Origin of the sequence: Streptomyces sp. MS19, from assembly GCF_047200595.1 — a bacterium.
GTDB lineage: Bacteria > Actinomycetota > Actinomycetes > Streptomycetales > Streptomycetaceae > Streptomyces.
This window is the reverse complement of sequence record NZ_JBJZOH010000005.1, coordinates 165717-190837: the sequence shown is the minus strand read 5'-3', so window position 1 is coordinate 190837 and position 25121 is coordinate 165717. Positions and strand designations below refer to the sequence as shown.

General features: G+C 68.9%; 35 protein-coding genes, 1 pseudogene and 1 CRISPR repeat array. Of the genes and pseudogenes, 22 read left to right on the top strand and 14 right to left on the bottom strand.

Annotated elements, in window-relative coordinates:
• Window positions 1–210 precede the first annotated feature (210 nt).
• The 5 genes from ACL02R_RS07835 (at window position 211) to ACL02R_RS07815 (ending at window position 3720) form a co-directional block, all read left to right on the top strand.
• Entirely contained in the window at window positions 211–477 is a 267-nt protein-coding gene (locus ACL02R_RS07835) for a hypothetical protein (RefSeq protein ID WP_412796129.1), read from the top strand.
• On the top strand, window positions 458–973 hold the full coding sequence (locus tag ACL02R_RS07830; protein WP_412796128.1) for a DUF6879 family protein: 516 nt from the start codon (window positions 458–460) through the stop codon (window positions 971–973). The genes ACL02R_RS07835 and ACL02R_RS07830 overlap by 20 nt, the downstream gene beginning before the upstream one ends.
• Window positions 974–978: 5 nt before the next feature.
• Window positions 979–1827, top strand: a complete 849-nt coding sequence (locus ACL02R_RS07825; protein WP_412796127.1) for a helix-turn-helix domain-containing protein — start codon at window positions 979–981, stop codon at window positions 1825–1827.
• 220 nt (window positions 1828–2047) lie between these two features.
• The gene (locus tag ACL02R_RS07820; protein ID WP_412796126.1) at window positions 2048–3178 is read left to right on the top strand and encodes an adenosylhomocysteinase; all 1131 of its coding nucleotides are present in this window, start codon (window positions 2048–2050) and stop codon (window positions 3176–3178) included.
• A 5-nt stretch (window positions 3179–3183) separates the two neighbouring features.
• Window positions 3184–3720 (top strand): NUDIX hydrolase, encoded by a 537-nt coding sequence (locus ACL02R_RS07815; protein WP_412796125.1) that lies wholly within the window; start codon window positions 3184–3186, stop codon window positions 3718–3720.
• A gap of 209 nt (window positions 3721–3929) precedes the next feature.
• Here the strand turns inward: ACL02R_RS07815 and ACL02R_RS07810 are convergent, their stop codons facing one another.
• From ACL02R_RS07810 to ACL02R_RS07780, 7 genes are all read right to left on the bottom strand, one after another.
• Window positions 3930–4316 carry a VOC family protein gene (locus ACL02R_RS07810; RefSeq protein ID WP_412796124.1) on the bottom strand — a complete coding sequence of 129 codons (387 nt, stop codon included), beginning with the start codon at window positions 4314–4316 and terminating at the stop codon, window positions 3930–3932.
• A 44-nt stretch (window positions 4317–4360) separates the two neighbouring features.
• Window positions 4361–4573, bottom strand: a complete 213-nt coding sequence (locus ACL02R_RS07805) for a DUF397 domain-containing protein (protein ID WP_412796123.1) — start codon at window positions 4571–4573, stop codon at window positions 4361–4363.
• 177 nt (window positions 4574–4750) lie between these two features.
• The gene (locus tag ACL02R_RS07800) at window positions 4751–5161 is read right to left on the bottom strand and encodes an NUDIX domain-containing protein (RefSeq protein ID WP_412796122.1); all 411 of its coding nucleotides are present in this window, start codon (window positions 5159–5161) and stop codon (window positions 4751–4753) included.
• A 100-nt stretch (window positions 5162–5261) separates the two neighbouring features.
• Complete coding sequence (locus ACL02R_RS07795) at window positions 5262–5588, bottom strand: hypothetical protein (protein WP_412796121.1); 327 nt, start codon at window positions 5586–5588, stop codon at window positions 5262–5264.
• A gap of 63 nt (window positions 5589–5651) precedes the next feature.
• Window positions 5652–6986: a UDP-glucose dehydrogenase family protein gene (locus ACL02R_RS07790; RefSeq protein WP_412796120.1), complete on the bottom strand. Its 1335-nt coding sequence runs from the start codon at window positions 6984–6986 to the stop codon at window positions 5652–5654.
• Window positions 6987–7087: 101 nt separating this feature from the next.
• The gene (locus ACL02R_RS07785; protein ID WP_412796119.1) at window positions 7088–8320 is read right to left on the bottom strand and encodes a hypothetical protein; all 1233 of its coding nucleotides are present in this window, start codon (window positions 8318–8320) and stop codon (window positions 7088–7090) included.
• Between the two features lie 10 nt (window positions 8321–8330).
• The gene (locus ACL02R_RS07780) at window positions 8331–8816 is read right to left on the bottom strand and encodes an NUDIX domain-containing protein (protein ID WP_412796118.1); all 486 of its coding nucleotides are present in this window, start codon (window positions 8814–8816) and stop codon (window positions 8331–8333) included.
• A gap of 315 nt (window positions 8817–9131) precedes the next feature.
• On the opposite strand from ACL02R_RS07780, the gene ACL02R_RS07775 reads away from it, so the two are divergent.
• Together ACL02R_RS07775 and ACL02R_RS07770 are read left to right on the top strand one after the other, a co-directional pair.
• The gene (locus ACL02R_RS07775; protein ID WP_412796117.1) at window positions 9132–10202 is read left to right on the top strand and encodes an XRE family transcriptional regulator; all 1071 of its coding nucleotides are present in this window, start codon (window positions 9132–9134) and stop codon (window positions 10200–10202) included.
• A gap of 17 nt (window positions 10203–10219) precedes the next feature.
• Entirely contained in the window at window positions 10220–10798 is a 579-nt protein-coding gene (locus tag ACL02R_RS07770; protein ID WP_412796116.1) for an HD domain-containing protein, read from the top strand.
• A gap of 112 nt (window positions 10799–10910) precedes the next feature.
• Here the strand turns inward: ACL02R_RS07770 and ACL02R_RS07765 are convergent, their stop codons facing one another.
• The 3 genes from ACL02R_RS07765 to ACL02R_RS07755 all read right to left on the bottom strand — a co-directional run bounded on the left by ACL02R_RS07765 (window position 10911) and on the right by ACL02R_RS07755 (window position 12406).
• Window positions 10911–11033, bottom strand: a complete 123-nt coding sequence (locus ACL02R_RS07765) for a DUF397 domain-containing protein (RefSeq protein WP_412796115.1) — start codon at window positions 11031–11033, stop codon at window positions 10911–10913.
• 257 nt (window positions 11034–11290) lie between these two features.
• Complete coding sequence (locus ACL02R_RS07760; protein WP_412796114.1) at window positions 11291–11518, bottom strand: DUF397 domain-containing protein; 228 nt, start codon at window positions 11516–11518, stop codon at window positions 11291–11293.
• Window positions 11519–11521: 3 nt separating this feature from the next.
• Window positions 11522–12406 (bottom strand): helix-turn-helix domain-containing protein, encoded by an 885-nt coding sequence (locus ACL02R_RS07755; protein ID WP_412796113.1) that lies wholly within the window; start codon window positions 12404–12406, stop codon window positions 11522–11524.
• Window positions 12407–12683: 277 nt separating this feature from the next.
• Here ACL02R_RS07755 and ACL02R_RS07750 point away from each other — a divergent pair, with 277 nt between their 5' ends.
• The 4 genes from ACL02R_RS07750 (at window position 12684) to ACL02R_RS07735 (ending at window position 15147) form a co-directional block, all read left to right on the top strand.
• On the top strand, window positions 12684–13112 hold the full coding sequence (locus ACL02R_RS07750; RefSeq protein WP_412796112.1) for an ATP-binding protein: 429 nt from the start codon (window positions 12684–12686) through the stop codon (window positions 13110–13112).
• Entirely contained in the window at window positions 13112–13258 is a 147-nt protein-coding gene (locus tag ACL02R_RS07745; RefSeq protein ID WP_412796111.1) for a hypothetical protein, read from the top strand. Before ACL02R_RS07750 ends, ACL02R_RS07745 begins: the two co-directional genes overlap by 1 nt.
• Window positions 13248–13961, top strand: a complete 714-nt coding sequence (locus tag ACL02R_RS07740) for a hypothetical protein (RefSeq protein ID WP_412796110.1) — start codon at window positions 13248–13250, stop codon at window positions 13959–13961. Before ACL02R_RS07745 ends, ACL02R_RS07740 begins: the two co-directional genes overlap by 11 nt.
• Before the next feature lie 253 nt (window positions 13962–14214).
• Window positions 14215–15147, top strand: coding sequence for a hypothetical protein (locus ACL02R_RS07735; RefSeq protein WP_412796109.1), 933 nt, complete (start codon window positions 14215–14217; stop codon window positions 15145–15147).
• 98 nt (window positions 15148–15245) lie between these two features.
• A CRISPR array of direct repeats spans window positions 15246–15640; the repeat unit is 29 nt; unit sequence GGGAACACCCCCGCATGCGCGGGGAAGAG.
• An 84-nt stretch (window positions 15641–15724) separates the two neighbouring features.
• Here ACL02R_RS07735 and ACL02R_RS07730 read toward each other — a convergent pair.
• On the bottom strand, window positions 15725–16075 hold the full coding sequence (locus ACL02R_RS07730; protein WP_398840832.1) for a DUF427 domain-containing protein: 351 nt from the start codon (window positions 16073–16075) through the stop codon (window positions 15725–15727).
• A 110-nt stretch (window positions 16076–16185) separates the two neighbouring features.
• Between ACL02R_RS07730 and ACL02R_RS07725 the strand changes: the two genes are divergently transcribed.
• The 5 genes and pseudogenes from ACL02R_RS07725 (at window position 16186) to ACL02R_RS07705 (ending at window position 18906) form a co-directional block, all read left to right on the top strand.
• Entirely contained in the window at window positions 16186–16590 is a 405-nt protein-coding gene (locus ACL02R_RS07725) for an SgcJ/EcaC family oxidoreductase (RefSeq protein ID WP_362955684.1), read from the top strand.
• Between the two features lie 48 nt (window positions 16591–16638).
• The gene (locus tag ACL02R_RS07720) at window positions 16639–16773 is read left to right on the top strand and encodes a hypothetical protein (RefSeq protein WP_412796108.1); all 135 of its coding nucleotides are present in this window, start codon (window positions 16639–16641) and stop codon (window positions 16771–16773) included.
• Between the two features lie 46 nt (window positions 16774–16819).
• Complete coding sequence (locus ACL02R_RS07715) at window positions 16820–17047, top strand: hypothetical protein (RefSeq protein WP_412796107.1); 228 nt, start codon at window positions 16820–16822, stop codon at window positions 17045–17047.
• Between the two features lie 378 nt (window positions 17048–17425).
• A pseudogene (locus ACL02R_RS07710) lies at window positions 17426–17581 on the top strand (DUF4440 domain-containing protein); the annotation flags it as partial.
• 236 nt (window positions 17582–17817) lie between these two features.
• Window positions 17818–18906, top strand: a complete 1089-nt coding sequence (locus ACL02R_RS07705) for a MerR family DNA-binding transcriptional regulator (RefSeq protein WP_412796106.1) — start codon at window positions 17818–17820, stop codon at window positions 18904–18906.
• A 203-nt stretch (window positions 18907–19109) separates the two neighbouring features.
• On the opposite strand, the gene ACL02R_RS07700 is transcribed toward ACL02R_RS07705, so the two are convergent.
• Window positions 19110–19427 (bottom strand): immunity 53 family protein, encoded by a 318-nt coding sequence (locus ACL02R_RS07700; RefSeq protein WP_412796105.1) that lies wholly within the window; start codon window positions 19425–19427, stop codon window positions 19110–19112.
• Between the two features lie 108 nt (window positions 19428–19535).
• On the opposite strand from ACL02R_RS07700, the gene ACL02R_RS07695 reads away from it, so the two are divergent.
• Window positions 19536–19835: a hypothetical protein gene (locus ACL02R_RS07695; protein ID WP_412796104.1), complete on the top strand. Its 300-nt coding sequence runs from the start codon at window positions 19536–19538 to the stop codon at window positions 19833–19835.
• 56 nt (window positions 19836–19891) lie between these two features.
• Here the strand turns inward: ACL02R_RS07695 and ACL02R_RS07690 are convergent, their stop codons facing one another.
• On the bottom strand, window positions 19892–20998 hold the full coding sequence (locus tag ACL02R_RS07690) for a ricin-type beta-trefoil lectin domain protein (protein ID WP_412796189.1): 1107 nt from the start codon (window positions 20996–20998) through the stop codon (window positions 19892–19894).
• 327 nt (window positions 20999–21325) lie between these two features.
• Here ACL02R_RS07690 and ACL02R_RS07685 point away from each other — a divergent pair, with 327 nt between their 5' ends.
• The 3 genes from ACL02R_RS07685 (at window position 21326) to ACL02R_RS07675 (ending at window position 23319) form a co-directional block, all read left to right on the top strand.
• Entirely contained in the window at window positions 21326–21820 is a 495-nt protein-coding gene (locus ACL02R_RS07685) for a hypothetical protein (RefSeq protein ID WP_412796103.1), read from the top strand.
• Window positions 21817–22140 carry a transcriptional regulator gene (locus tag ACL02R_RS07680; protein WP_412796102.1) on the top strand — a complete coding sequence of 108 codons (324 nt, stop codon included), beginning with the start codon at window positions 21817–21819 and terminating at the stop codon, window positions 22138–22140. Before ACL02R_RS07685 ends, ACL02R_RS07680 begins: the two co-directional genes overlap by 4 nt.
• A gap of 747 nt (window positions 22141–22887) precedes the next feature.
• Window positions 22888–23319, top strand: a complete 432-nt coding sequence (locus ACL02R_RS07675) for a PPOX class F420-dependent oxidoreductase (RefSeq protein WP_412796101.1) — start codon at window positions 22888–22890, stop codon at window positions 23317–23319.
• 49 nt (window positions 23320–23368) lie between these two features.
• On the opposite strand, the gene ACL02R_RS07670 is transcribed toward ACL02R_RS07675, so the two are convergent.
• Window positions 23369–23905: a hypothetical protein gene (locus ACL02R_RS07670; RefSeq protein ID WP_412796100.1), complete on the bottom strand. Its 537-nt coding sequence runs from the start codon at window positions 23903–23905 to the stop codon at window positions 23369–23371.
• 152 nt (window positions 23906–24057) lie between these two features.
• On the opposite strand from ACL02R_RS07670, the gene ACL02R_RS07665 reads away from it, so the two are divergent.
• The gene (locus ACL02R_RS07665; protein WP_412796099.1) at window positions 24058–24408 is read left to right on the top strand and encodes a hypothetical protein; all 351 of its coding nucleotides are present in this window, start codon (window positions 24058–24060) and stop codon (window positions 24406–24408) included.
• Window positions 24409–24553: 145 nt separating this feature from the next.
• On the top strand, window positions 24554–25078 hold the full coding sequence (locus tag ACL02R_RS07660) for a peptidoglycan-binding domain-containing protein (RefSeq protein WP_412796098.1): 525 nt from the start codon (window positions 24554–24556) through the stop codon (window positions 25076–25078).
• The last annotated feature ends 43 nt before the right edge of the window (window positions 25079–25121 follow it).

The following is a 25121-nucleotide window of genomic DNA, read 5'->3' as shown; positions in this document are numbered from 1 at the left end:
TGACCCCGCCGCCGAAACCGTGACCATGGCACCCGAAGACGAAACGTCCGTCGAGTGCGGCGACCACCCCCGCGCCCCTATAGCCCTCGTGCTGCCCGTTCCCCATATGGGGCAAGGCTGCGCGAGGGCTTCAGGCACTCTTGACGGGTCCTCACTATCTGGCCAACCATCAAGCAATCGTCTGCAATTGGATCGGCACAGGGGGTTGCCATGCGCTTGCGTTTCCTTGGAATCATTCCGAACACCGGCAAGGATGACTCGCCCACCATTTGGCTGGACGAAGACACCGGCGATCTGCTGATCCAGTCGTACACCGCGACGGAAGAAGAAGTGAAGGCATGCCAGGAAATTGGTTCCCTTCCCGGGCACGGCACCGGCGTGCCGGGCCATGAGAGCATCATCCGCCTCCCCAAAGCCATGATTCAGTACATCCCGCGCCCGGATGGAGACCAGCCGAGTGAAGCCTCCCGCCCGTGAGCCACTGGCAAAGGCCAGGGCCTCCGCCATTCATCTTGAAGTTCGTGACCACTATGCCAGTAGCGACCCGGACTACTTGGAATGGCGCAACGGGAACAGAGAGTTCACGCCCGAAAATCGGGATAGCTGGTGGGAAGGCTGGCACGACGCTGTTCACTCGGCCGTTGGTCGTGGAGTGAAAGTGCGGAGGGCGCGCGTTGTCTCGGAACCTTTGAGTGAATATGTGCAATGGGAGTACGCCTATACACTGACCAACTGCTTGGCCGGGGAAGAAGTGCGTTGGCTTCCCCGGAGGGCGGCCAAAGATCTTGCTGTGCCTGCCGTGGACTTCTGGGTATTTGACAGTAGTCTCGTCCTCTTCCACTATTTCAGCGGTGATGGTGTTCTGATGGAACGCGAGTACGTCGAAGATCCCGAGTTGGCGAAGTGGTGCACAGCATCCTTCGAGGCCGTCTGGGGGCGTGCGACTCCGCACGAAGGGTACGCGCCGGTCTGATCGCCATGCCTCGATCGGAATCCTCCAGCGTTCAGCAAGCTCGTCAAATGCTTGCGGACAGGCTTCGCGAACTGGCGAAAGATGCCGGGTTGGAAGGAAAGGGGCTGGCTGCTTTGTGCGGCTGGCATCCTTCCAAAGTGTCTCGCATCGCAACCGGGAAAACGCGGCCAAGTGAAGATGACATCCGCATCTGGTGTACTGCTTGTGGGGCGGAAGACCAGGTGCCGGATCTTGTTGCTTCTTCACGTGACGTAGAGGGTATCTGGCGTACCTGGCGCCGACTGGAGCGGGCGGGTCTTCGACGTTCTCAGACCGAAAGGCTTCCGCTGTACGAGAGGACCCGCAGGTTCCGTTCGTACGGCTCGTGGGCCTTCCCTGGACTGCTGCAAACCTATCGGTACACCGAAGACGTGTTACGGATGATTCAAAAGCAACGGGTCGCGCTGGATGACGTAGCCGATGCAGTGGCTGCGAGAATGGAACGGCAGCGAGTTATGCACGAAGGGCGGCGGACCTTCGCGTTCCTGATCGAGGAGTCCGTTCTGCGAAACTCGTTGAGTTCCCCCGAGGTGCACGATGAGCAGCTCGCGCACGTCGTGACGGTGATCGGGCTGGCCAATATAAGTGTTGGGGTCATTCCTGCGCGTCGGCGGCGCACGCAACTTCCCGTTGAAAATTTCTGGATCTACGATTCCACCCAGGTGAATGTCGAACTGGTTTCCGGATATCTCGCGCTTACGCAGCCGAGTGAGGTAGAGGCGTATGCGGATACTTTTTCGCGGATGGCGGAGATGGCGGTTCACGGAGCCGAGGCGAAAGAGCTGATCAACAGAGCGCGGCAAGCGATCTTGTAGGTGACGTGCAATCACGTAGAAGCGGCTTGGTCGCCTGTCGCTGAGTCACCTAGCGTAATGCGGAATCGCGCTACGCAAAGGGGCAGTTGGTGAGGCTAGGACGACACCGAACCGCCCGAGCTATGCGCGCTGCTGGTGGTACTGACTCCGGTCCGGGTCGCGGCCGCCCTGACGTGTCGCCACCCGGGACGGCTACACCACCGAAGGGAAGGGGAGACCTTTGGAACCGTCCGACAGGGCCAGGCTCAACACCTACTGGTCACGCATCGCGGCCGACTTCGCCCCTGAGCCGGCTGCCCGTCCGTCCTCACTGCTCATCACGCACTTGCTGCCCGAGCGGCCCGCGTTCGTGCGTGCCGTGGGAACCGTCTCCGACCTGCGCGCAGTGCTTCCCAAACCGAAGTCGATCAACGACAACGCTCGGCGTGAAGTGGAACGCGCCTTCACTGTGGACGAGTTGACGCGCGAGCTGTTCACCGATCCGGACTCGGCGCTGTCCTACCTGGAAGGCCGGGCGGCCGGCGAGCGGCTCGTTCTGCTCGACGTGGGCGGGTACTTCGCGCCCGTGCTGGACGACCTGTGCGCGCGCTACTCCGGCACGATCCTGGGCGTGGTCGAAGACACGGAGAACGGCCACAAGCGCTACGCGGAGCGGGCCAAGCTGCCGTGCCCCGTGGTCTCGGTCGCTCGTTCTCCGCTCAAGGACCCGGAAGACTTCCTGGTCGGTCAGAGCGTGGTGTTCTCCGCCGAGGCGCTGTTGCGTGAGCGCGGGGACATCCTGCACGGCCGTTCCGCGCTCGTGATCGGTTTCGGCAAGCTCGGGTCCAGCATCGCCCGTCTGATGCATGCGAAGGGGGTTCATGTCACGGTGTACGACATCGACCCCGTGCGGCGTGCACAGGCGCTCTCGCAGGGGTTCGGGGTCGCCCGGGACCGGGATGCGGCCATCCACGCCGCCGCCGGGCTCGTCCTGTGCGCCACGGGATCTCTCTCCCTGCGGGGCGAGGACTTCCCCACGCTGCGAAACGGCGCGTACGTCGCCACGGTCACCAGCTCGGAGGATGAGTTGGAACTGTCCAGCCTTCCGGAGGGCTACCGGCGTTCCCACTTCGGTGCCCACGTCACCCGGTACGAGACGAGCGGCCACTACTTCTACTTGCTCAACGGCGGGGAAGCGGTCAACTTCCTGCACGGTGCGAGCGTCGGACCGTTCATCTTCCTGGTACAGGGCGAGATCATCGCGGCGACGCGAGCGATAGGCCGGGGTGGACTGTCACCCGGGATGCATGAAGTCCCCGCCGCCGACCGAAGAGCCATCGCGGCGCAGTGGCTCAACTACTGGAACAGGTAAGGCACATGGCCATTTCCCCCGCACACATCCGGACCGTCCTCACGGGCTACGCGGACGAGCACCCCGAGGACAAGGACAGCCTTGCCCCGGTGTTCGCCGCGCTGGACCGGGACGACGACCCGACCAGCCGCAGCACGTCCCCGCTGCACGTCACCGCTGGGGCCGTGCTCATCGACGACGCCGGGAACGTGCTGCTCATCCACCACAACGCAACCGGCAAGTGGCTGACGCCGGGTGGACACCTGGAGCGCGAAGACTCCGCACTCATGCGTGCCGCGCTGCGGGAACTCGCCGAGGAAACCGGCGTGGACAGCGGGTTTCTCCCCATCCTGGAGATGCCCGTTCACGTGGACGTGCACGACATCCCCGAGAACCCGGCGAAGGGGGAGCCCGCACACCAGCACGCGGATTTCCGGTTCGTCTTCCGCACGGTCCGTGAGGTGACCCCCCGGATTCAGGAGGAGGAGGTTTCCGCCGCCGAGTGGCGACCACTGAACGACCTGCCGACGACTCTGCACAAGCGCGTCGCCGCGCTGGTGTAGTACCCCGAAGCCCCACCCGACGCGCGTACTCTCCGTTCCGCCGGGCGGGTGGTCGTCGGCCGCCGCGTGAGGTGGGGTCGGCGGCACGGGTCACTGCGTCCGGGGTGCGGTCCCCGCCGTACCTCTGACCCGCGAGAGCCCCGCAAGGCGGTCCCTCCCCCAGGCTGCCGGGTGGGGCTCTCGTGCGTCTGGGGCGGGGTCGGTGGTCCTCAGTCGTCCTTGAACAGGCAGAACTCGTTGCCGTCCGGGTCGGCCAGCACGGTGTTGTCCGCGTGCCGGGCCTGAACGGTCGCGCCGAGGGCGGTCAGGCGCTCGGTCTCGGCCTCCGGGTCCTGGGCGAACACGTCCAGGTGTACGCGGTTCTTGGCGACCTTGGATTCGGGTACGAGCTGGAACCACAGGCGGGGCCCGCCGTCGGTCGTCTCCACGAGCACGGTCGGGTCGTCCTCGACGCTGGTGATCCCGGCGGCGCGCAGCCGGGCGAGTTCCGCCTCGTCGTACGGGGCGACGGCGTAACCGTCCAGGGCGGCGGCCCAGAAGCGGGCCGTGGCCGCGGGGCGGGAACTGTCGAAGACGATGTCCTTGAGTCGCGCCATGCGGGGCATGGTTCACGCACCGGGTGACGTTGTCGAGCGGTTTCTTACACGACGCCTGTTGGGTCGCCGAGACGCCTCGTGGTGGCGGCCCCGATGAACGCCGCCCACGCGGCGGCAGAGACACGGGCGGTCGCGGCGGCACGGTCCTTGGTGTCCCGCACGGCGACTGTCGGCGCGAGGGCGACTTCGACGCATGCGTCGTTCTTACCGCTGCGGTAGGAGGGGACGTGCCAGTGGAGTGGGCTGTCTGTCGTCACGAGGGAATGGCTGCCCTGCGGTGGCGCCGACTGTGGGTATCAGTCGGAGGGTGGCCGGATAGGCCTGGCCTCCGGACAGTGTGTTCCTGCCCCCGTGCTGCCCGCCCCCTCATCTGCCGCCCGGGATGCATGAAGTCCCCGCCGCCGACCGAAGCGCCATTGCGGCCCTGCCGCGAGTCAGGGGTGGCCGCGACCGAATGCGTCCGTCGAGTAGGCCCCCGACGCGATCTGTGTCACGTAGTGCCGGATGTGGGGTGGCATCTTCGCGGGGAGTGCGTCGACGGGTACGAACGCGAGGGCTTGGCCCTCGCCGAGGACGAGGTCGCTCTCGTGGCCGTTCCAGATTCCGAGGAAGACATGCGGAGGGTTCGCCGGGGCGGGGTCATAGTCGGTCACCGTGACCTGCTGGAGGCTGTCGAGCGAGATACCCGTCTCCTCCTTGAGTTCTCGAAAGGCCGCCTCCCCCGGCGTCTCGCCGGGCTCCCGTCCACCACCTGGAACGGACCAGTACCCCGGCCAGCAGATGCCCTTCTTGTCATCGCGGTGTTGCAGGAGGACTTCCCCACGGTCGGTCATGACGACGATCACACATCCGGACCGCCTCTTCGGCAGAGAATCCACCACAACAGCTCGCTTCGACGCGTGGGAAATGGGCGCCCCCCACGGTAGTCGCAGGGGGCGCCGCGTCTCAGGAGTGCTGAGCGTTCTCCTGCTTCGCCCTGGTGCAGCCGTAATCGAGGTAGTTGCCCCAGAACTCGCGTGCCGACTCGCCGGGGGAGAGCCTGTCCAGCGCCACCATGCCGGCCATGATCGCCGCGCAGATCTCGTCCTGGACCTCGCGCAGTGTGGCTGTGACCTCCCCGTTGGTACCCCAGCCCTTGTACCTGCGGTAGAGCTCGGCGGCTTCGTTGGCCTCCTCGGAAACCTTGCTGACCAGAAGAAGCTCCCTGACCGGATCAGCGGCGCCGCTTCGCCGTTCGTCCCGGCCTCTGAGTTCTCGGATCTGCGTCCACATGTCTGCCACGAAAGAGCCTCCGCTTCGAGTGAGGGGATGGGGCACCCGGCGGGTCCGCCGGAACTATGTGGTGGGGCGTTGGGCAGGGCGGCCGAGCTGCCAGACTTCCCAGCCGGCCGCGATCCAGGCGGCGGTGTCCACGGCGTTGCGCACGTCCACCAGGACCTTCCTGCGCACTGTCGTGGCGGCCTGGGAAGGGAGCTGGAGGTCCGCAGTGAAGTGGGGCCATTCGGTGGCCAGCACCACCAGCTCGGCGCCGTCGAGGGCCGAGGCGATGCTGTCGGCGTAGGCGTACTCGGGGCGCAAGCGACGGGCCGCGTCCAAGGCTTCGGGATCGTAGATGACCGTGCGGGCCCCGATCTGGTGCAGGCGGCCCGCCAGACGCAGGGCGGGTGAGTGCCGCACGTCGCTGGTGCCGGCCTTGAAGGAGGCGCCGAGGACGGCGATCGCGGCGCCGTCGAGGGGCCCGTCGTGTGCCCTCTCGACCAGGGCCAGGGCGGCGTCCATGCGGCTGTCGTTGATGGACTCCACCGCTGTGAGCAGTCCGGCGGCGCCCGCCGCGCCGATCTCCCCGACGCGGTGGGTGAAGGCGGCCACGTCTTTGGGCAGGCAGCCGCCGCCGTAGCCGATGCCCGGGCGCATTCCGCCGTGGCCGATCCGATGATCGATGCCGATCCCGTGGGCGACAGCGTTGACGTCCGCCCCGGTGAGGTCGCAGATCTCCGCCATCGCGTTGATGAACGAGATCTTCGTCGAGAGGAAGGCGTTGGCCGCAGACTTCAGGATCTCGGCCGTCTGCGGGTCGGTGACGATCAGCTCCACGTTCCCGCTGTCGAGGATCGGTGCGTAGACCTGCTCGATGGCCTTGCGGGCCTCGGCCGAGGTCAGGCCCGCGACGATACGGTCGGGGCGGAGCGAGTCCTCCACGGCGTGCCCTTCACGCAGGAACTCGGGGTTCCACACGAGATCGACGTCATCGGCGGCCTCGGCGGTCACGATCTCCTGGAGTCGGGCGACGGTGCCGACCGTGACGGTCGATTTGCCGACGATCGTGCAAGGCCGCTTCAGCAGGGGGGTCAGTGACCTTATGGCACCGATGACCTGGCTGACGTCGTATCCACGGCCGTCCTCGCGGAGCGGTGTGCCGACCGCGATGAAGTGCAGGTCGGCCCAGTCGGCGGCCTTGGCCAGATCGGTGGTGAAGCGGAGCCGCCCGGAGTGGACGTGCCGGGTCAGCAACTCGTCCAGGCCCTTCTCGTAGAAGGCGCCTTTGCCGCTTTGCAGGATCCGGCAGGTTTCCGAGTTCAGTTCGACGCCGATCACCTCGTGGCCCAGTTCCGCCATCGCGGCGGCGTGCGGGGCGCCCAGGTGGCCACAGCCGATCACTGATACACGCATGGATGTCCTACTCGTTGATGGTCGGGGCGCACCTTCCGAGGCGCTGCCCCGACGCTACCGGTCACGCCTGAACGACACGCGGCGCAGGACGTGCTGCCGATTCAAGGTGTGATGTTCAGCAGCTCGCACAATTGCGTGAGCGCGGGGATGGCCTCATCGCGGACCACGACGTCACCCTCACGGGCGCCCTCGACCGGGTACTCCTTGAACACGCCGTTCTCCTGAAGACCCTCCGGATCGACGAAGAAGATTTTCATGCCCTTCTGCCTGGCCCGCTTCTGGACCGCGCGCCGGTCTGCATGGAGGCCGATGACCAGCAGCGACTTCGCCTCGTCCAGGAGCGGAACGGGCGGGATCTTCTGGTCGTAGCGACGCACGAAGCACTCCGGAAGCCCGGCGCGCGCGGAGAGCACATCGAAGTTGTGGGTGATGACGGGCCCCACCATGTGCCCGGCATCGTGGAGAGCTTTCAGCGCCCGGTGGGCCGGCGTCGGTTCGGCGAGGAAGCACGCCTGGAACATCCGCACCAAGGCCGGTGCTTTCCCGGCCGGGTCGGTGAGCATCTCCCGCACCAGCGTGTCTGCCGCCGGGGTGAGGGTGAAAGCGTGCGACTGGGTGAGCGCGTTGTCCGTGCGTGCGGTGACCCGGTAGACCTCGTGGAGGAAGTGCAGTGGGGGGATACCGGCCTCGATCGACGTGCCGCACCCTGCCTCGACCTGGAACGGCAGGTGGTCCAGCAGCCCGCTGAGGTCCTCGGCGATGTCCGGGGTGCCGCGCTGATCCTTCAGGCGCATGCCGCCGGCCAACACGTCCCACGGCAGATTTCGCACGGTGCGGGGAACGTGGAAGTCCTCGGAGGTGAAACATACGTCCAGCGAACGGAAACCTGCCGGAGCGTCACGGCCGGCACGCTCGTCCTGGGGGTGCTCGTCGTACTCGGTGAAGGTGACCAGCAGGTCGCCACGACGCCACGAGCCCTGTTTCTCCCGCCAGCGCCCCTGCGCCAGCCAGCCGTTGATGTCGCGCCGGTAGGCGTCGATCTCACCGGCCGGCACAGTCAGGGAGTGGAACAGGTAAAGGTCCGACAGCACCAGCCGAGGGACCGGGAAGGTGTAGTCCAGAGCGTAGCGATACCGGTAGTGCACGACACGACGGCGGCCAGAGCCGTCCGCGTGCCAGCCGGACTGTTCGGCATTGGCGGGGTCTTGGGTACGGCGCCAGATGCCTTCCTCGACCGCGCGCGGCCGTTCGTGCTCGTTTCCGGCGAAGTGCTTCTCCCAGGTGGTCACCTGCTGCGGGGACAGTTGCTCGATGATGGGATAGGGCAGGAACACGGGTCCCTCCTCAGATCATGGGGATGCCCATCAGCAGCTCCTTGAAGGAGCCGGTACGCAGCGCCTCGGCACACTGCCGGATGCGCAGAAGTTCGTGATCGACCGCCAACTCAGCGATGCCGTCGAGCGTGAGCCAGCGGCTTTCGGCGTAGCCGCTGGAATCGGACACTGTCACTTCCGCCTGTCCCGACAGCCTGACGTGGTAGACGAAGTTCATTCCCTCGCGGAACCTTCCGGGCCACTCCGGCGCATGGTCGAGTGCGAGGAGGGCGTCCGCCGTCGCGCGCAGCCCGAGCTTTTCGGCGAGCAGTCGGCTCAACGCACGCCGGGGCAGCTCATTCGGCTGGGCGGAGCCCCCCGGAAGGCCCCACCGGGAGACTTCCTGCCAGTACGAGCGCTGGATGACCAAGAACTCGCCGCTTCGCTCGATGAGGGCGAGGGCGCCCACACGACGAGGGGGCGGGTACGTGAAGTAGTCCCCGGTCGGCGTTGTCATGAGAAGGCCATCCCCCTTTCGATGATTTCTACCGCTTCGGTGGGGCGAGCGGGAACGTGAGAACGCGCGCCGTCGGCGTGGCGGGATGCACGTCCGAATCACGTGACTGCCCACCTCGGAGCGCTTCGAGGAATCGGCACACGAGCCGGGCCCCGGGTCCTGATACCGGGTCTTTGGACACCCTTGTCGATTCCGTCGGAATCACCGTAAGGTCGCCGCCAGTGCGGTAGGACTGACTGTCAGTACGGGTTGGGGCAGCCGAGTGCACTGAGGAGCCTCATGACCGGTAGAGCGCCGGCAAGGCGTAGCACTGCCGTGGGCGCGATCGCCGGGTTCGTCTTCCGTCTTGCGCGCGAGAGCATCCCGCGCACTCAGGCCCAGTTGGCGCAGGAGTTGACGGCAGACCTCGCCACGGTACAGGGCTGGGAGTCGGGCCGTCGCCCGTTGGCCAACGTGAAGGCGGGCGCTCTCTTGGACCTGCGGCGCCGACTGGTCACCCTGGGCGCGGACCCTTCTGTCCTTCGGCTGCTTGATCCCGCGATGGACGCCGACCACCTCATCAGCATGGCACTCGACCCCACCGGTTCCCTGCGCGAGCACCCTCTCGCGGGTTGGGTGCGCACCCGAGACACCGCCCACATGATCGCCTGGGCCGTGAACGGCACAACCCCACCCGCCCTTGCGGGCCGGTCGGCCTTGCCCCGTCGTGGTCCTGTGGCCCAAGCCCCGCTTCTCGGAGCACAGGAACGCGGCGCCTTCTTCACCCACCTCTGGGACACGGCGGAGTCTGCCAGCCGGTCAGGAGAGGCCAGTGCTCTGCTCCACCGCCAAGCGCTGTATCTCACCTCGTACGATCGGACCTCCGAGGTGTCGTCATGGCGCGCCCAAACTCTGCACGCGGGCCGTGATGCTCTCACGGCTCGGGGGTGGACGCCGCGCTGGGCCGAGGCCCGCTCGACTGCCACAGCTCTCGCCCGCCTTGGAGACCCACAACCGCTGCTCGACTTCATCGAGCGTTCGATGGCCGACGATGACACCGCTGAGGCCGCTAACCTCAACTACTGGGCCTACTGGCTGGGCACCTCATCCTTGCCGCAGGCGAACGACGGGTTCATGCGGAACCGCCGACTCGAAGGGTGGGAAGCCTCCTTTGTCCTCCATGCGTTGATCGAGGGCTTTCATGAAACACCTGGCTTCGTAGATCTGTACGTGCATTCCCTCTGGGCGCTGGTCACGGCGTACAGGTGGCTCCCTCTTGCCTCGCCCGACTTCGCGGTACGGCTGGGCGAGCGGGCCGAGACGCTTTTCGACGGCGGCCGGATCTCCCCGCGATCAAGGCGGGAGCTCAGCGAGGTGCATTACGTTCTACGCGAGCACCGAACGTGAAACTGGAGGCACACAGTATGACGGAAGAGACAGAGCGGGCGAAGGGTACCGCCGGGTTCCTGTTCGAGGTGGGGATGTTGAAGCGGGCCAAGCGGTCCGGATGGTGGATCGCGGGAGTAAAGGACCCGGAGACCATCGCGGAGCACTCGTTCCGCGTCGGTCTCATCGGCTCGGTGCTCGCCATGATGGAGGGCGCCGACCCGGCGAAGACCGCGCTGCTCGGCCTCTGGCACGACACACAGGAGACGCGTGTCAGCGACATCCCCCACATCGGGCGTCGGTATCTCGACGCGGCGTCGAACGAGAAGGTGACCGCGGACCAGGTCTCGGCCGCCCATCCGGCTGTCCGCGAGGCTGCTCGGCGCATTGTCGAGGAGTACGAACACGGCGACTCCCTGGAGGTCATCTGCGCCCATGACGCGGACAAGCTGGAATGCCTGATCCAGGCCGTCGAGTACCGCGAGCAGGGCTGTTCGAACGTCCAGGGCTGGATCGACAACAGTCGGGAGAAGCTGAAGACGCCCTCCGCTCAGGCTCTCGCGGAAGCTGCGCTCACCATGTCCTCGGTGGAGTGGCAGAAGACGTACCTTCGCTGACCGCCCCCGAGATGGCCTCCTGAGAGCGGCCATCCGGCACCGGGCGCACAGCCGAACAAGCCTGGCCCCCGCACAGTGGGTGTGTCTGGCGGGGCCTGGGCGCTTGCCGGTATCAGGAGGCGTCCGCCGAGTTGGTGAAGTGGCCAGTCGTAGCCGCCCCGACGAACGCGGTCCATGCGGCATGTGAGACGCGCGCCGCCCCCGCAGCCCGGTCCTTGGTGTCACGGAAGGCCACCGTCGGCGCGAGGGCGCCTCGACGCAGCTACCGCCATGGTCGTTGCTGTACGAGGAGGTTCGCCACGCGACCTCGATGCATGCCCCGCCCTGATCGTTGCTGTAGGAGGAGACGTGCCAGTCGAGTTGGGTGTCTGTCGTCACGAGGAGATGGCTTCCCAACGGCGGTGCCAGCTATGGCGATCGGCCTGATCGTGGCCGGATAGGGCTGGCCCCCGCACAGTGGTGTGGCTGGCGGGGGCCGAGTGACTGCCGGTGTTAGGAGACGTCCGCCGGGCTGAAGTACCCGCCGGTGGCGGCCCCGAGGAACGCGGTCCACGCAGCAGTGGAGACTTGCGCTGTACCGGCGAGGCGGTCCTTGGTGTCGCGTACGGCGACACCGGGCATCCCGGCGACGGCGACTTCGACGCAGCTACCACCGTGGTCGTTGCTGTAGCTCGACACGACCCACCGGGCACCGGCTGTGTCCAGCTTCCTGTTGATCATCTGTCAGTGCTCCTTAATTGCCTTCTTGATCATAGCTAGTGACTCTTCCTGGCCAGGCGCCAATGCCTGGATGTCCGCGAACGCATCTGCGTACAGGCTCACGCTCTGCTCGCGGCGGCTGACCCATGCGTCGGCGAGGTTCTCCAGGTAGACGATTGATCGAGGCCCGGCCCCATCCGGGAACCGGAGCAGTTCGAAGCTGCCGTTCATGCCAGCGTGGGCCCCAGCGGTGAACGGGACGACCTGAACCCTTATGTTGGGCAAGGTCTCTGCCTGTTCGACGATGTGAGCCAGTTGCTCACGCATGAGGTCTGCGCCGCCGATCCGCCTTCTCAGAACGGCCTCGTTGATGATGGCTGTGTACTTGAGTGGGTCCCTGCTACGCCGCAGAATCGCCTGGCGATTCATCCGGATCGCGACATGCCTGACCACTTCCTCCGTGCTAAGTCTCCGGTAGGCACTCTGGTGGATGACTCGGACATACGCTTCGGTCTGCAACAGTCCAGGGACGTATTCCGCCGCGTAGTTGTGCAGTGATGCCGCTGTGGCTTCGAGGCCGAGGAATGCCCTGAAACCCGGTTCGATCACCGGGCGGTATTCCGGTGACTGCCACCAGTCCCTGCGTGTCTTGGTGACGGCCGCGTACTCCATCAGGAGCGCGCGTGTCTCGTTGTCGATTCCGTAGATCTCGCTCAGGGCCATGATGTCGGCCTGCTCGACAGTAGCGTTCTCGCCTGTCTCCAGGCGAGTCAGTTTGGACGGGCTCCACAGCAGCTTCCTGACGACGTAGGCGCCTGACAGGTCTGCCTCCAGGCGTAGGCGACGTAGCTCGCTACCCAGCTGGAGCCTGCACAGCGCGGGCGTGGCCGACTCGGTGTCCAGGGTCATCGACAGTCCTTCCGTGTACCAGTCTGACGTGTGATGTTCCGCTCCGGCAAGGAACGTTCTGCGCCACAGCAGAACGTTCTTCGATCCGGCACGACGTGTCGGTGGTGGGTGGGAGTTCTCGGGAGAAATTGATGACCAGAATTCTCAATTCCGGCCTGTAGCCCCCGCGTTCTGCTGGGATGCTGATACCTGCGAAGCGTAGCCGTCCCGACGCTAACAGTCATGACGGTAACCGCATTTGCGCCGCGAAAGGCGCGGGGAAGTCAGGAGGGCAGTCATGACGGTTCCGGTCCGGTTCTTCGAGGAGCGTAGGCACGCGTTCGCGTGGGACTTACTCGCTCAGGCCCGGGGGATCGAGACGTGGCGGCGGACCCTGGCTCTCGTGCTGCGCGATTGGGGGGCCTCCGCGCCCGCGGTCGAACTTGCGTGCCTGGGGGTGAGCGAGCTGCTGGCGAATGTCGTGCGGCACGTGGACGACCCCCGTTGCCGTCTCGCCGTGGTGCTGGACGGGGAGTTGGTCGGGGTGCTGGTGCACGACCGTTCGCCCCGGCTGCCCGTCGTGGTCGAGCCAGCGTGGGACGCGGAGTCGGGGCGCGGCCTGTGGATGCTGCGGGCGATGGCTGAGGAGTTTGGCTGCGAGACGGTGCACCAGGGCAAGGCCGTGTGGTTCGGCCTGCACCTCAACTGCGGGGAAGCGGCGGCGTGATGAGGACGGCGAGGCGGATCGGCTTCGTACTGGGGCTGGTGTCGGTGGTCGGCGGCGGGTTGTGGCTGGGGGCCGTGCTGCTGATCCTGTGGATCACGCGGGTGATCGGCGCGCACGACCACGAGGAGCCGCCGCATGACCGGTGAGAACGCCGGGGCGGAGCCGTCGTGGTCCGTCGGCCTCTGCTGGCTCTGGTGCGGGCACAGGAACACGCTCGTGACCTGGATCGGGACCGTCTCCACCGGAACGCCCGCCGTCGCCGCGCCGCTGTACGCCTGCGGGCCGTGCCTCGAAACGTTGCAGGGCGCGGTGGAGGACCACGCGCACGCCAGCGCGCACCTGCCGGTGGACGAGGAGGGACGTGACGTACCGCTGTACGTCACGCCCGGCCTCTCCTCGCCGCGCGCGGTGCGCGCGCGGCCGGGCGGGCGGCACCGCAGGCCGCGCACGACGCTGGGCCGCCGCTGGCAGCGGTTGATCGACGGGGACGACCCGGAACCGTTCATAAGCACGACCGAGAAGAGAGGAGTGCGGCAGATGCCGTACCGCGAACGTTCCTCGTCCCTTGCTGTGGCGGCGGCGGTGGGGGCCGCGTTGGGGGTGGCGGCGGTGGGCGCGCCGCGCGGGCGGACGCGGAAGGGGCTGCGGCGGCTGGTGAGGCTGGTGGACGAAAGCTGGTTCTGCTTCTACCAGGGCGTGTTGATCTGGCTGGACGAGGACCCGGCCGGTGCGCGCGACCCGCACGGCAAGCCGCCGCCCGCCGGGATAAGGGTGGTGCCGGAGGAGGAACTCGTCCGCCGCATCTTCGCCCCGGACAACGCGGCCGGGGCGGAGCCGCGTACCGACTGAGCCCGCAGCCGGGTCACGGGGGCGATGGTGACTGTCAGTGGTGGGTGGCAGGATCGCGGGCATGGTGTTCGTACGTACTACTCCGCCACGGTCCGTCGATGTCGCCGTTGTCTTTCCTGAACTGGCTCCGCTGGCGCGGGAGGCGATCCGGCTGCATCCCCGGCCGGGGGCGCCCTCGGTGGGAGACAGTTCCGTTGGGGGGCCGCTGCTGTGGCCGGCCGGGGAGCCGTGGCCGCATTGCGGGGAGCCGCACGTGGACAGCGGGTTCCGCACCTCGCTCGCGCAAGCGCGGCATCTCAGGCGCGTGCTCGCCCGGCGGCACGCCGAACCTGACGGGCCCGCGTTCACGCCGGAGGAGAGTGCGATCAGGGACCGGCTCGCCGTGCAGTACACGGAGCGGCTCGACGCCGGTCCGCTGCCCTCGGAACAGCCGGTCCCGCTGCTGCCGGTGGCGCAGCTGTATCTGCGCGACATACCTGTGCTGCGGCCGCCGGGGCAGGCCGATGTGCTCCAGGTCCTCTGGTGCCCTTACGAGCACGAGTCGTACCCCAAGCCGTTGACCAGGCTGTTCTGGCGGTCCGCCGCCGACGTCACCGATGTCCTCGCCGCGCCGCCGGAGCCGTTCGAGGTGGAGAACGACGACTACGTGCCGGTGCCGTGCCTGCTCGCGCCTGAAGCGATCACCGACTACCCCCACAGTTACGAGGTGGACCCGGAGATCCAGGCCGCGCTGGAGGACTGGGACCGATGGCTGACGGCCGAGGCCGGGGTGAGCCCGGAGGCGCGCGAGATGCTGGAGGAGTGGAGAAGGCAGCAGGAAGCGGGCGAATACCACTCCGAGTCGTATGAAGCTCGGGTGTTCTACGACGAGTGCCTGGGTGAGGCTCCCGGCTGGAAAGTCGGCGGCTGGCCGCCCTGGGGCCGCACCGACCCCTACCCCCAGTCCTGCACGGTCTGCGACGCCCGGATGGTTCCCCTGCTGACCATCGCCTCCTACGAATGGGACGGCGGCGCGGCACGCAGCTGGGCACCGCAGGAGGAACACGCCGCCGCCTACGCCGACAGCCACCGGGCCGACAACGACCCCTCACAGCCAACCCAGGTGCAGGTCGGCAGCACCGACAACATGCAGCTCTACATCTGCCCGACTTCCCCCGACCACCCCCACACCGACCTGATCCAATAACCCACCCGCCCCACCCTTCACCACCGCTGGCCACGCGCCGGAAAACCCAACATGTGTTGGGAAGAAACGAAGTACTTGGTCCCGCCGGTATCCGCGTCTGGAGCACCCCCGCGTGTGCGGGGAAGAGCGGAGGAACGCTGCCCAGCCGGCGACCCTCGCGGGAACACCCCCGCATGCGCGGGGAAGAGTGGCTGCGCCATCAGCGGATGGCGGGGGACACGGGAACACCCCCGCATGCGCGGGGAAGAGGGCGCGCTCGTACGCCTCAGCGGCGGCGGCCTGGGAACACCCCCGCATGCGCGGGGAAGAGCGGAGCTGGACTTCAAGGAGACGGCGCGCGCTGGGAACACCCCCGCATGCGCGGGGAAGAGGGGAAGACGGCCTCGGGGGACACCGGACAGCGGGGAACACCCCCGCATGCGCGGGGAAGAGACGTACAGCAGCACGTCGTCCGCGGCGCCGTACGGAACACCCCCGCATGCGCGGGGAAGAGAGTGAGTGACCTGCGGGTTTATCGCGGGGTGCGGGTGGATTTTACTTACTTTGCCATTGCTGGACGCGCTGGGTGTGGGTGCTGTCATGGGAGTGCTGTCACCGTTGCGTGGCGGTCGTAGAAGGCCAGGTGGTCTTTGATTGCTGACACCGCCGGGAGTGGGTCGGGGTAGGTCCAGGCGATGTTGCGTGTCGGGTTCGTCGCGTCGCGCAGGGTCCAGTAGGTCGCCTCGCCCTTGAAGGGGCACGTCGTGCGCAGGTCCGAGGGGTCGAAGAGGTCGAGGCGGACGTCCGCCGGGGGGATGTACCAGCGGTCGGGGAGGCCTGTCTCCTTCAACAGCACGGGCTGTTGGGTCTCGGCGACGACCTGGCCGTTGACCTCCACGCGGATGTGCTGTTCGACCACCGCCGCCTCGACGTGGTGTCCGGCTGCCATGTGTCTCCCTTCCGGACCGGCCCCCGCCGGTCCGCGTCGATGCCATTGTCCCTCCGGCGCCCAGGGCCGCGCTTGACCTCAAGAGCTGTTGAACTTGCAGCATCGTGTCCATGAGCGCAGACAACGCAGTGAACGCCGACGACCTCAAGGCCGTCACCGAGATCGTCGCCATCGTCGAGCGGACCCAGCGGGCGAAGGACCCCGAGGGCTTCCTCGCCCTCTTCCACCCGGACGCGCTGTGGACCACCGCGCACGGCAAGGTGCTGATCGGGCGCGACGCGATCGCCGAGTTCACGTGGGCCGTCCTGCCCAACTCGGACTGGGACGGCGCGGTGACGTACGAGGTGGCGCACACGCAGTACGTGCGGCCCGACGTGCTGGCCGTCAAGGTGCGGCAGGTCTACCACTCGGCGGACGGCGACAGCGAGGGCAGCCCGTTGTACGTGCTGACGCGTGCGGAGGACGGCCGCTGGCTGCTCACCGTGGGCCAGAACACCGAAGTACACGCGTCGTGAGACAAGGGGGAGGAAGAACCGATCGACACACCCGCTGGAGGAACCGCCTTGTCCCTTGAGATCCCGCTCGCCGACCGGGCCGAGATCGCCGACCTGTTCGCCCGCCTGCTGGACGAGCGGCGGCACGATGACGCCGCCACTGTCTTGAGCGACTGCTTCAGGGGGGCGCTCGCCGCGCGGTGAACTGCGTGGCCTGGCCGAGCTGGTCGCGCTGCTGAAGGGGAGCGAGGTGGAAGGGGTCCGTACCCAGCACGTCCACGGTGACGTGCTGGTGGCAGGGACCGGCGACGCGGACCGCGCGTCGGCCGACGCGAACCAGCTCGTCTCCTTCTTCCGGGAAGGCGAGCCGCCGCACAAGGAGAGCGGGCTGCGCGTGGCCTGTACCGCCGAACGTACCGCCGAGGGCTGGCGGTTCGACGGCATGGAGGTCACGCTGCTCTGGACGCGGGACCACTGACGCGCCCGCGGCCATGCGTGAGGGGCCTGTCAGCTCGCTGACGGGCCCTGCTTGTGTGCAGGTCGATGGCTCGGCACGGGCCGTGCCGTCACGGGTGCTGCGGCGCGGGCACACTGCTCGCCGTCTTCACGCAGGTCTTCCGCGCGTTCGGCGAGCCAGTCGAGGTGAGGCTGAGGTGTGTCCGACGCCGGGGCACCGCACCACAGATCGGCGCTGCGCTCCAGCGTCCGGGCCAGCCCACTCGGGTCTGTCGGCCACGACCCTCTCCACGAGGACGAGAGCCGCGTCCGGCTCTGGCGGCCCGCCGGGCGTGAGGCGCCCGCGCCGTCTTGAAGGAGGGTGCGGGGCTGTCGCGTCAGGCCGCGACCAGTCCCCCCATATGTGCGGCCCGATGTGCCGGCCGTCAAGGTGCGGCAGGTCCACCACTCGGCGGACGGCGACAGCGAGGGCAGCCCGTTGTACGTCATGACGCGGGCCGAGGACGGCCGTTGGCTGCTCGCCGTATGCCCGAACGCCGAAGCGCACGCGTCGTGAGACGTGGCGGAACCGCCTTGTCCCCTGGCATCCCGATCACCGGTCTGTTCGGAGGTGTCCGTGAGGACGCTGCCGCCAGCCGCGAACGGCGATGGTCGGTCCGCTGACCTGGAGGGGCGGGGTGGTTCCGCCGTGTGTTGCGAGAGACGCCGAGGAGCCGACCTTCGGGTCTGCGGCATGTTGCTGTTGACCCTCGACATGGTGGAGGGCACAGAGTGCTCGGTGTGGAGAGCGAGATGCGCAGTATCGGTGAGATGGCCCGGGACAGTGGGCTGAGCGTGAGCGCCCTGCGGTTCTACGACAAGGCCGGCGTGCTGGTCCCGGCCTGGGTGGACCCGGTGAGCGGCTACCGCTGGTACGCGGGCCCCGAGCAGTTCGAGGAGGCCCGGCTGCTGGCCCGGCTGCGCCGGACCGGTATGCCGTTGGCGGACATCCGGCTGGTGCTGGCCGGATGGTCCGGCGCGGACACCGATCTGGTGCGGAAGCTGCTCCTGGCGCATCTGCGCCGTCTGGAACTCGGGCTGTCCGATGCCCGCAACGAGTTCTCCACGATCCGAGCGCTACTCGAATGCAGGGAGAATCCCATGACCACGCTCCGCACCACGACCGTCCGGTCGGCTGTCCACGCACCCGCGCTGGCCGCCGCGCTGGACGCGGTCCGCTTCGCGGCCAGTACCGACCCGGAGCTGCCGACGCTCGGTGGTGTCCTGTTCGACATCGAGGGCGACGAGCTCCGTGTCGTGGCCACCGACCGGTACCGGATGGCCGTCGCGCAGGCCGCCACCACCGGGCACGGCGGGGCCCGTGCGCAGGTCATCGTGCCGTCCCCGCTCGCCGACGCGATGCGGGCGCTGCTGACCGATGACGCGTCCGTCCAGCTCACGGTGGACGGTGACCGCGTCGCCTTGGAGACGGGGGACCGTCAGGTGGCCGGCCAGTGCCTCGACCACGACTTCCCGGACTACCGTCGTCTCGTCCGCCTGCCGGCGGGGCGCCGTGCCCTTGTCGACGTCCCGGCCTTCCGGGAGACGCTGGAGAGCGGCCCTGTGCGTGCGAGCGAGGTGCGCGAGCAGGACGGGGTTCCCTGTGATCTCAGCCTGCTGAAGGTGGCGGCGGACGGCGTGGTGACCGTCTGCGAGGACGGTGACGACGGCCAGGACCCGATCGTCGCCGTCAACCGCGAGTTCCTGCTGGAGGCCCTCGCCGCCGGAGCCCGGGACCAGCTGGTGCTGGAGTTCGGTGCCCCCACGGCGCCCCTGGCGATCCGCCGGACCGACACCGAGGACACCTTCTCGATCCTGATGCCTGTCCGCCTGGAGGACTGACCGCTGGGGTGGGGGCTCGGACCCGGCTCCCGGGGCGCGGGGGTTGGGCGGCGTGGAAGTCGCGCGCCGCCGGTCGGCTGGCGCTGTGCTTCTCAGTCGGCCTTCGCGGTGGATCGTCGCGCACGATGGCGTCCGGCGTGGCCGGTCGGGCGGGCTGTGGCGCAGGAGAGCCGCTGGGCGGGCGCGATCCACTGCCGCCTCTCCTACGCTCCTGGCGGGGCACCTTCCGAAGCCCAGGTGCGGAACAGCGTGAGGGCTTCGGTCAGGTTGCCGGGCCCGCAGGCGATGTGGAACGTCTTCTCCGCCGTCCAGACCACCACCCAGTCGTGCTCGTCCCGGGTGACCTGCTGCCGCGGGCACGCCCGGTCCGCCAGGCCCGTGCCCTCCAGGCTGATCCCGGCGGTCCAGCCCGGGTTGTCGAGTGTGCCGATCGCCACGCCCCCTTCGTGTTCCCAGTCGCCGTCGCAGTGCGCGGCATACCAGTGCTGCAACCAGTCCAGGACGTGTCCGGCTTCCGGCATGGCCGGAGATGGTAGGCGAGACGGGCGTGGACCGCGAGAACCCGGCGTACCTTCCCGTCACAGCACCTAGGCTGCCGCGGACGAGACCTGAGCAGATTGCGAGCCCGCATGGTGACGCGAGACCTCTTCAACGTCCGGCCGGTGCCCGCCGAGGACGCGGTCGCGCCGTTGACTGAGGAGGAGGAACGGCGGTACGTGGCACTGCTGTTCAAAGAACTCGGCGACACGATCGCCGGCCACGGCTGGGCGCGTTGTCCGGCGTGGACGCGGGAGGACCGCCGCCGGCTCGTGGAGGTGGCGCGGCGGCTCAGCGACCACTGGGGGCGGGAGGTGTGCGTGGCGGCCGAGGACGAGAGTCGGCTGCGGCTCTGGCTCGCCGGGCACGAGGAGGCGCCGGCGCGCCCCTGAAAGCGGCCCGCGCCCCGCCGTACCCCGGGCAGGTGGGGTACGGCGGGGCTGTCGCGTCAGGCCGCGACAGGGAGGGAGGTCCAGCGCTGGGCGTTGGTGCCGTTGCAGTCGTAGAGCTGGAGCTGCGTGCCGTCCACGGTGGTGGAGCCGGGGACGTCCACGCAGCGGCCCGAGACCGGGTTGCGGTAGCCGCCGTTGTGGACCTGCCACACCTGGTTGGCGCCGCCGGTGCAGTCCCACAGCTGGAGCTTGGTGCCGTTCGCCGTGCCGTGGGCGTTCGCGTCGAGGCACTTGCCGAGGGCGCGCAGCGTGCCGTCCGAGCGGAGGGTCCACCACTGGGCGGTGCTGGTGTTGCAGCTCCAGAGCTGGACGCGCGTGCCGTTGGCGCTGCTGGAGGCGTTGACGTCCATGCACTTGCCGGCGAGCGCGGAGCGGACCTGCCCGCCGGTGGCCACCGGCGGCTGGAGCCAGCCCGCGGCCTCGGCGGCGCGGATGCCGCCCTGGAAGACGGTGGCCATCTTGCGGTAGCCGGCGTCGTTAGGGTGCAGCGCGTCGGCCAGGTCGGCGGTGGTGAGGCTGCTCATGTCCACATAGCGGACGTGGTGGCCCGCCTGCTGCTTCGCCGCGACGATGCCGGGGATCTGCTGGTTGAACGCGGCCCGGTACGTCTCCAGCGTCGGGCTGGTGGAGACGACGAGCGAGGCGACGACCACGGTCGCGTCCGGGGCGCCCCTGACGATCTGGTCGATGAGGGCGCTGAGGCGGGCGGGGGCGCCCGCCGGATCGTCGTTGTTGTTCAGGTCGTTGGTGCCGATCTCCAGCGTGACGACATTGGGCCGGTAGCGGGCCAGGGAGGCGTCGATGATGGAGGCGATCTGGTTGATGCGCCAGCCGGAGTGGCCCTCGTTGTCGGGGTCGGCCATGTTGCCCGCGCGGGCGGAGCCGACGAAGTCGAGGGAGTGGCCGTCGGCGGCGAGGGCGTCCCAGAGGGGGGCGCGGTAGCCGTTGCCGGTGCTGCTGCCGACGCCGTCCGTGATGGAGTTGCCCAGGGGCATCAGGCGCAGCGGGGTGGGCGCGGCGGCGACGGCGGGGGCGGCGGTGCCCAAGGTGAGGCCGAGTATCGCCGCCGCGAGGGCGACGAAAGCGGTCAGGAGCTTTTTGATCACCGATTCTCACCATTCGTGGTCAGGCCGGGCGGCCCTGGCGGGTCGTTGCCGGTCAGGGTGGGGCCCACGGGCGCCGGGGCGCGGGCGGGGGGACGGGTGAACTGGGCGTGGCGGCAGGGCCGTTCGGGACGTGGAGTGACGGCGGTGTCGCTGTGCGGAACGTAGCACCCCACGCGGGCGCGTCAATCCCACGCGCACACAGAGAACAACAGTGCTGCGCCCGTGGGTCGAACACGCGCGCACGCACTCGCACACGCGCGCTTCGTTGCCGAGGGGGAAACTCGACTCTTGCCGGGTTGGAAAGTGTCGGCTAGTCTTTCCGGCATGGAAACAGACAGGGCACGTCCCACACCCGAGCAGGCGCGCGCGGCACTGGCCGAGGCGGAGCAGGTCAGCACGTCCACCGCCGCGCTGTCGGCCACCCCGTGGCCGACGTGGTTCGCGGTGACGCTGACGGTGTACCTGGCGGGGCTGCCGTTCGCCGTCGGCGGCGCCCTGGACGACTCCGACTGGCTGCTGCCCCACTCGCGGTGGGTGGTCGTCATGACGGCCGGAACCGCCGTGTTCATGGCGCTCCTGGCCGTGGCCGCCAAAGGATGGCAGGAGAAGACGGGCGTCGCGCTGCGGACGGACGTGCTGCCGAGGCGGCTGCTGATCCCGCTGTTCACCGGCCTGCCGCTGGTACTGCTCGGGGCGCCCGCCGCCTTCGCCGCCACCGGGCAGGCCGCCTGGCTGGTCGCGGCCTCCGCGATCGCCGCGGCCGCGTCGGTCGGCTACCACCGGGTGTTCGTCCGGATGCACCGGCGGGAGGGCGCGTGAGCGGCGACCTGCTGGAAGGGTTCGACGCCACGATCCACGCGCCGAACCGGCTGCGGATCTGCGCGCTGCTGGAGGCCGCGGAGGAGGCGGAGTTCGGGCTCGTGCAGCGGCAACTCGGGGTGTCGGCGTCGGTGTTGAGCAAGCACGTCACCGTGCTGACGGACGCGGGCTACGTCGGCCAGCGCAAGGCGGTCCGCGACACGCGCCAGCGGGTGTGGCTCCGCCTGACGGCGGAGGGACGTCGGGCGTACCGGGCGCACATCGCGGCCCTGCGCGCGATCGTGGACCCCGAGGACGCTCCTTCGCCGACGGGGAGTTGAGCGGAGCGGATCACGGCAAGGCGTACGCCGCGTGGCGGGATGCACTCGACGTGCTGACGGCGGGCGCGGCCGAACTGTCGGAGTGACAGAGTCGGCGTTTCGACTTCGCCCACCGGTTCGGCACGCTCCTGACCGCCGAGGACGGCGAGCACGGCGTGGTGCACGGGCCCGCTCTTCACGGGACTTCCCCGTCGGCGAGGGCCACCACGTGCCCACCATGCTGCCGCAGGAACTGTGGGAACGGGCGGTCGTCGTCCAGTGGCCGCGGCTCGTCGCGGACTTGTCCGAGCGACGAACTCCGCGGGCCGGCCCTCGAACACCTCGTCCAGCTCCCCACGCGACCGCCGCTCGATGCGCGCCGACGTACGGCCGACGGGAAGTGGCGGCTCCGCCACCTCGAAACGAGCCGTTCCAGGGGCGCCGTCCACGCGCGGACGATCGCGAGGCTGGGCGAACTGGTGGAAGAGGCGTGGCGGGACCTGGAGGACCGGCCCGTCCCGGCGACAGGCGGGAGCGTCCTGCACACGCGTGCGGGACGCGTCGTCGTCCCGCCGGAGATCTGACGGGCGTCACGGTGGCGACGGAGCGATGGGGTCCGGGTACCCGCTGGCGAAGTACTCGGTTGTGGGGACGCTCGCCACCAGCGCCTCGCGGAAGCGGCTCGGAGCACGGAAGGACGTCCGGGCCGGCGCCCGTACGGAGCAGGCCGCGGAATAAGCGGAGCGGGGTGCGGAATTGACTGCCGACATGACCACCACTTCGTTCGATCCGCGTACGCTGCTCGCCGCCGGCCGCTTGGGCGTCCTCGCGACGATCAAGGCGGACGGCCGCCCCCAGCTGTCGCCCGTACAGCCCTACTACGACCCGGAGTCCGACCTCCTCTACGTCTCGATGACCGAGGGGCGCGCCAAGACCGCCAACCTCCGGCGCGACCCCCGCGCCACCCTGGAGGTCACCCGCCCCGACGGCATGGCCTGGGCCACCGCCGAGGGCACCGCCACGCTCGTCGGGCCAGGCACCGACCCGCAAGGGCCCGAGGTCGAGGCGCTGGTGGACTACTACCGGCGCGCCGCCGGGGAGCACCCCGACTGGGACGAGTACCGCTCGGTGATGGTGGCCGACCGGCGGGTCCTGATGGTGATGCCCGTCGAGCACGTCTACGGCGCCGCGATCGGCTGACCCGGCCCGCGACCTGCCCCCCCTGCCCCGGCCCGGACCGGCGCGCCCGTCAGACGGGGCAGGTCGCGTACTCCCTGACGATGCCGGTCGCCTCCCGCCCGGCCGCCTCGTACGGCAGGCCGCGCAGCTCGGTCAGCCGCGCCACGACGTCGCCCACCCACTCGGGGTCGCCGAGGCGGTCGGCCGCCCCGGCCTTGACGGTGATGGGGAAGAGGTGGCCGGCGAGGTAGATGTCCTTGTGGTCGTACTCGCGCCGGTGGTGGGAGTAGCCCACGGTCCAGTACTCGTACGGGTCGCGCAGCAGGCCCGCCATCGAGCAGGCGGCGGGGCCGCCGACCGGACCGGCTGCGCTCGCGCCGTTCAGCATCCCCAGGGGGCGCGCGGCGAGCCAGGTGCGCCGGGTCGCGCGCAGGTGGAGGACCCGGAAGCGGGGCCACGGGATCAGCGTCCGGGTCTCCTGCGGCCCCGGTCTGCGGTGTTCGAGACCCGCGTCGGCGAGGACGAAGCAGGAACCGCCCGCCCGTTTCAGATCTCCGACGACCCACCGGCCGCCGGACAGTTCCAGCGGCCCCAAGCGCGTGCTCATGAGTTCCTCGATCGTACGTGCGTGATACGAACCCGGATAGTAACGCCACTTCCCGGCGTCGTGAACCTTGGAACTCCTTGGTGGACGCGGGAGTTGAAGCGTCCCGTTCGCCCCGGGACGTCCGTTGTGGCGGGGCTGCGTACGGTGGTGTGATGCCCTTGGCGGAGATCACGTATGCGCCCCATGCCGATGAGTCGTTGCTGTTTCAACTGCGTTCTGCACTGTTGTACTTGGTGTCACCGGCCGTGGAGTGTCCCGAGGAGCCGTACGACGGGGATCTGCAACCGGGCGACGTGGACCTGCGGTTCCGGCCGCGTGGCCCGCTGGACGGCGGTGGTCTCGATGTGGTGATCGAAGTGCGTTCCAAGTGGTACGAGAGCCGGGCCGCCGACCGGCAGCGGCGTGTGGACCAGCTCCACGAACGGATCGGCGCCGCCACGGGGTTGGCGGACTTCGGCGTCTACCTGTCCCTGCCGGTGGCGGCCTGGGCGCAGGGGGACTGAGCGGCGGACGGGGGTGATTCGGCCTGGGCCGAAGGTCGTTGCCCGGCGACCCGTCGCGCGCGGAGTATCTGACGGGCGGGCCGGCCGCGCAGGGGGGAGCCGGTCGGCCCGTGGGACCCGATGGACGACGGAGGGAAGACAGAGGATGTCGCTTCGCACGAAAGCAGCCGCCGCGGCGGTGGCCCTGGCCCTCGGCGGGAGCGTGGCCGTCTCCGCCACACCCGCCTCGGCGAACGCGAGCGGCGGTGTCGTACACGGCACCGGCGTCGCCTGGGACGACTGGAACGACGAGGGCCCCATCTCGCAGTCGTCGTACGCGCACAGCAACGTCGCCGCCATGTGGCAGGCGATCCTGTGGGCCGACGGGCAGTTGTCCTCCACCGCCGCCATCGACTGCCGGTTCGGCCCGGCGACCGCCGCCGCCACCAGGACGTGGCAGGCCGACCACGGCACGGCCAGCGACGGCATCGTCGGGTCGGACACCCTGGCCCGCGCCAGCGGGCAGCTCTCCGGGACACCGGGATCGGGGAACCGGATCTCCTACGAGGGCAGGGCGTCCGGCCGGTACGTCACCTTCACCCGCACCGACGACGGGCGTTGGGGGATGTACGTCGGCAACGACCTGCGGACCCTCTGGTACACCGAAGCCACCTTCTCCGCCTGCGCCTGACACGCGGCGGACCCGGACACGGCCCCGCCTCCTCCCCCCAAGG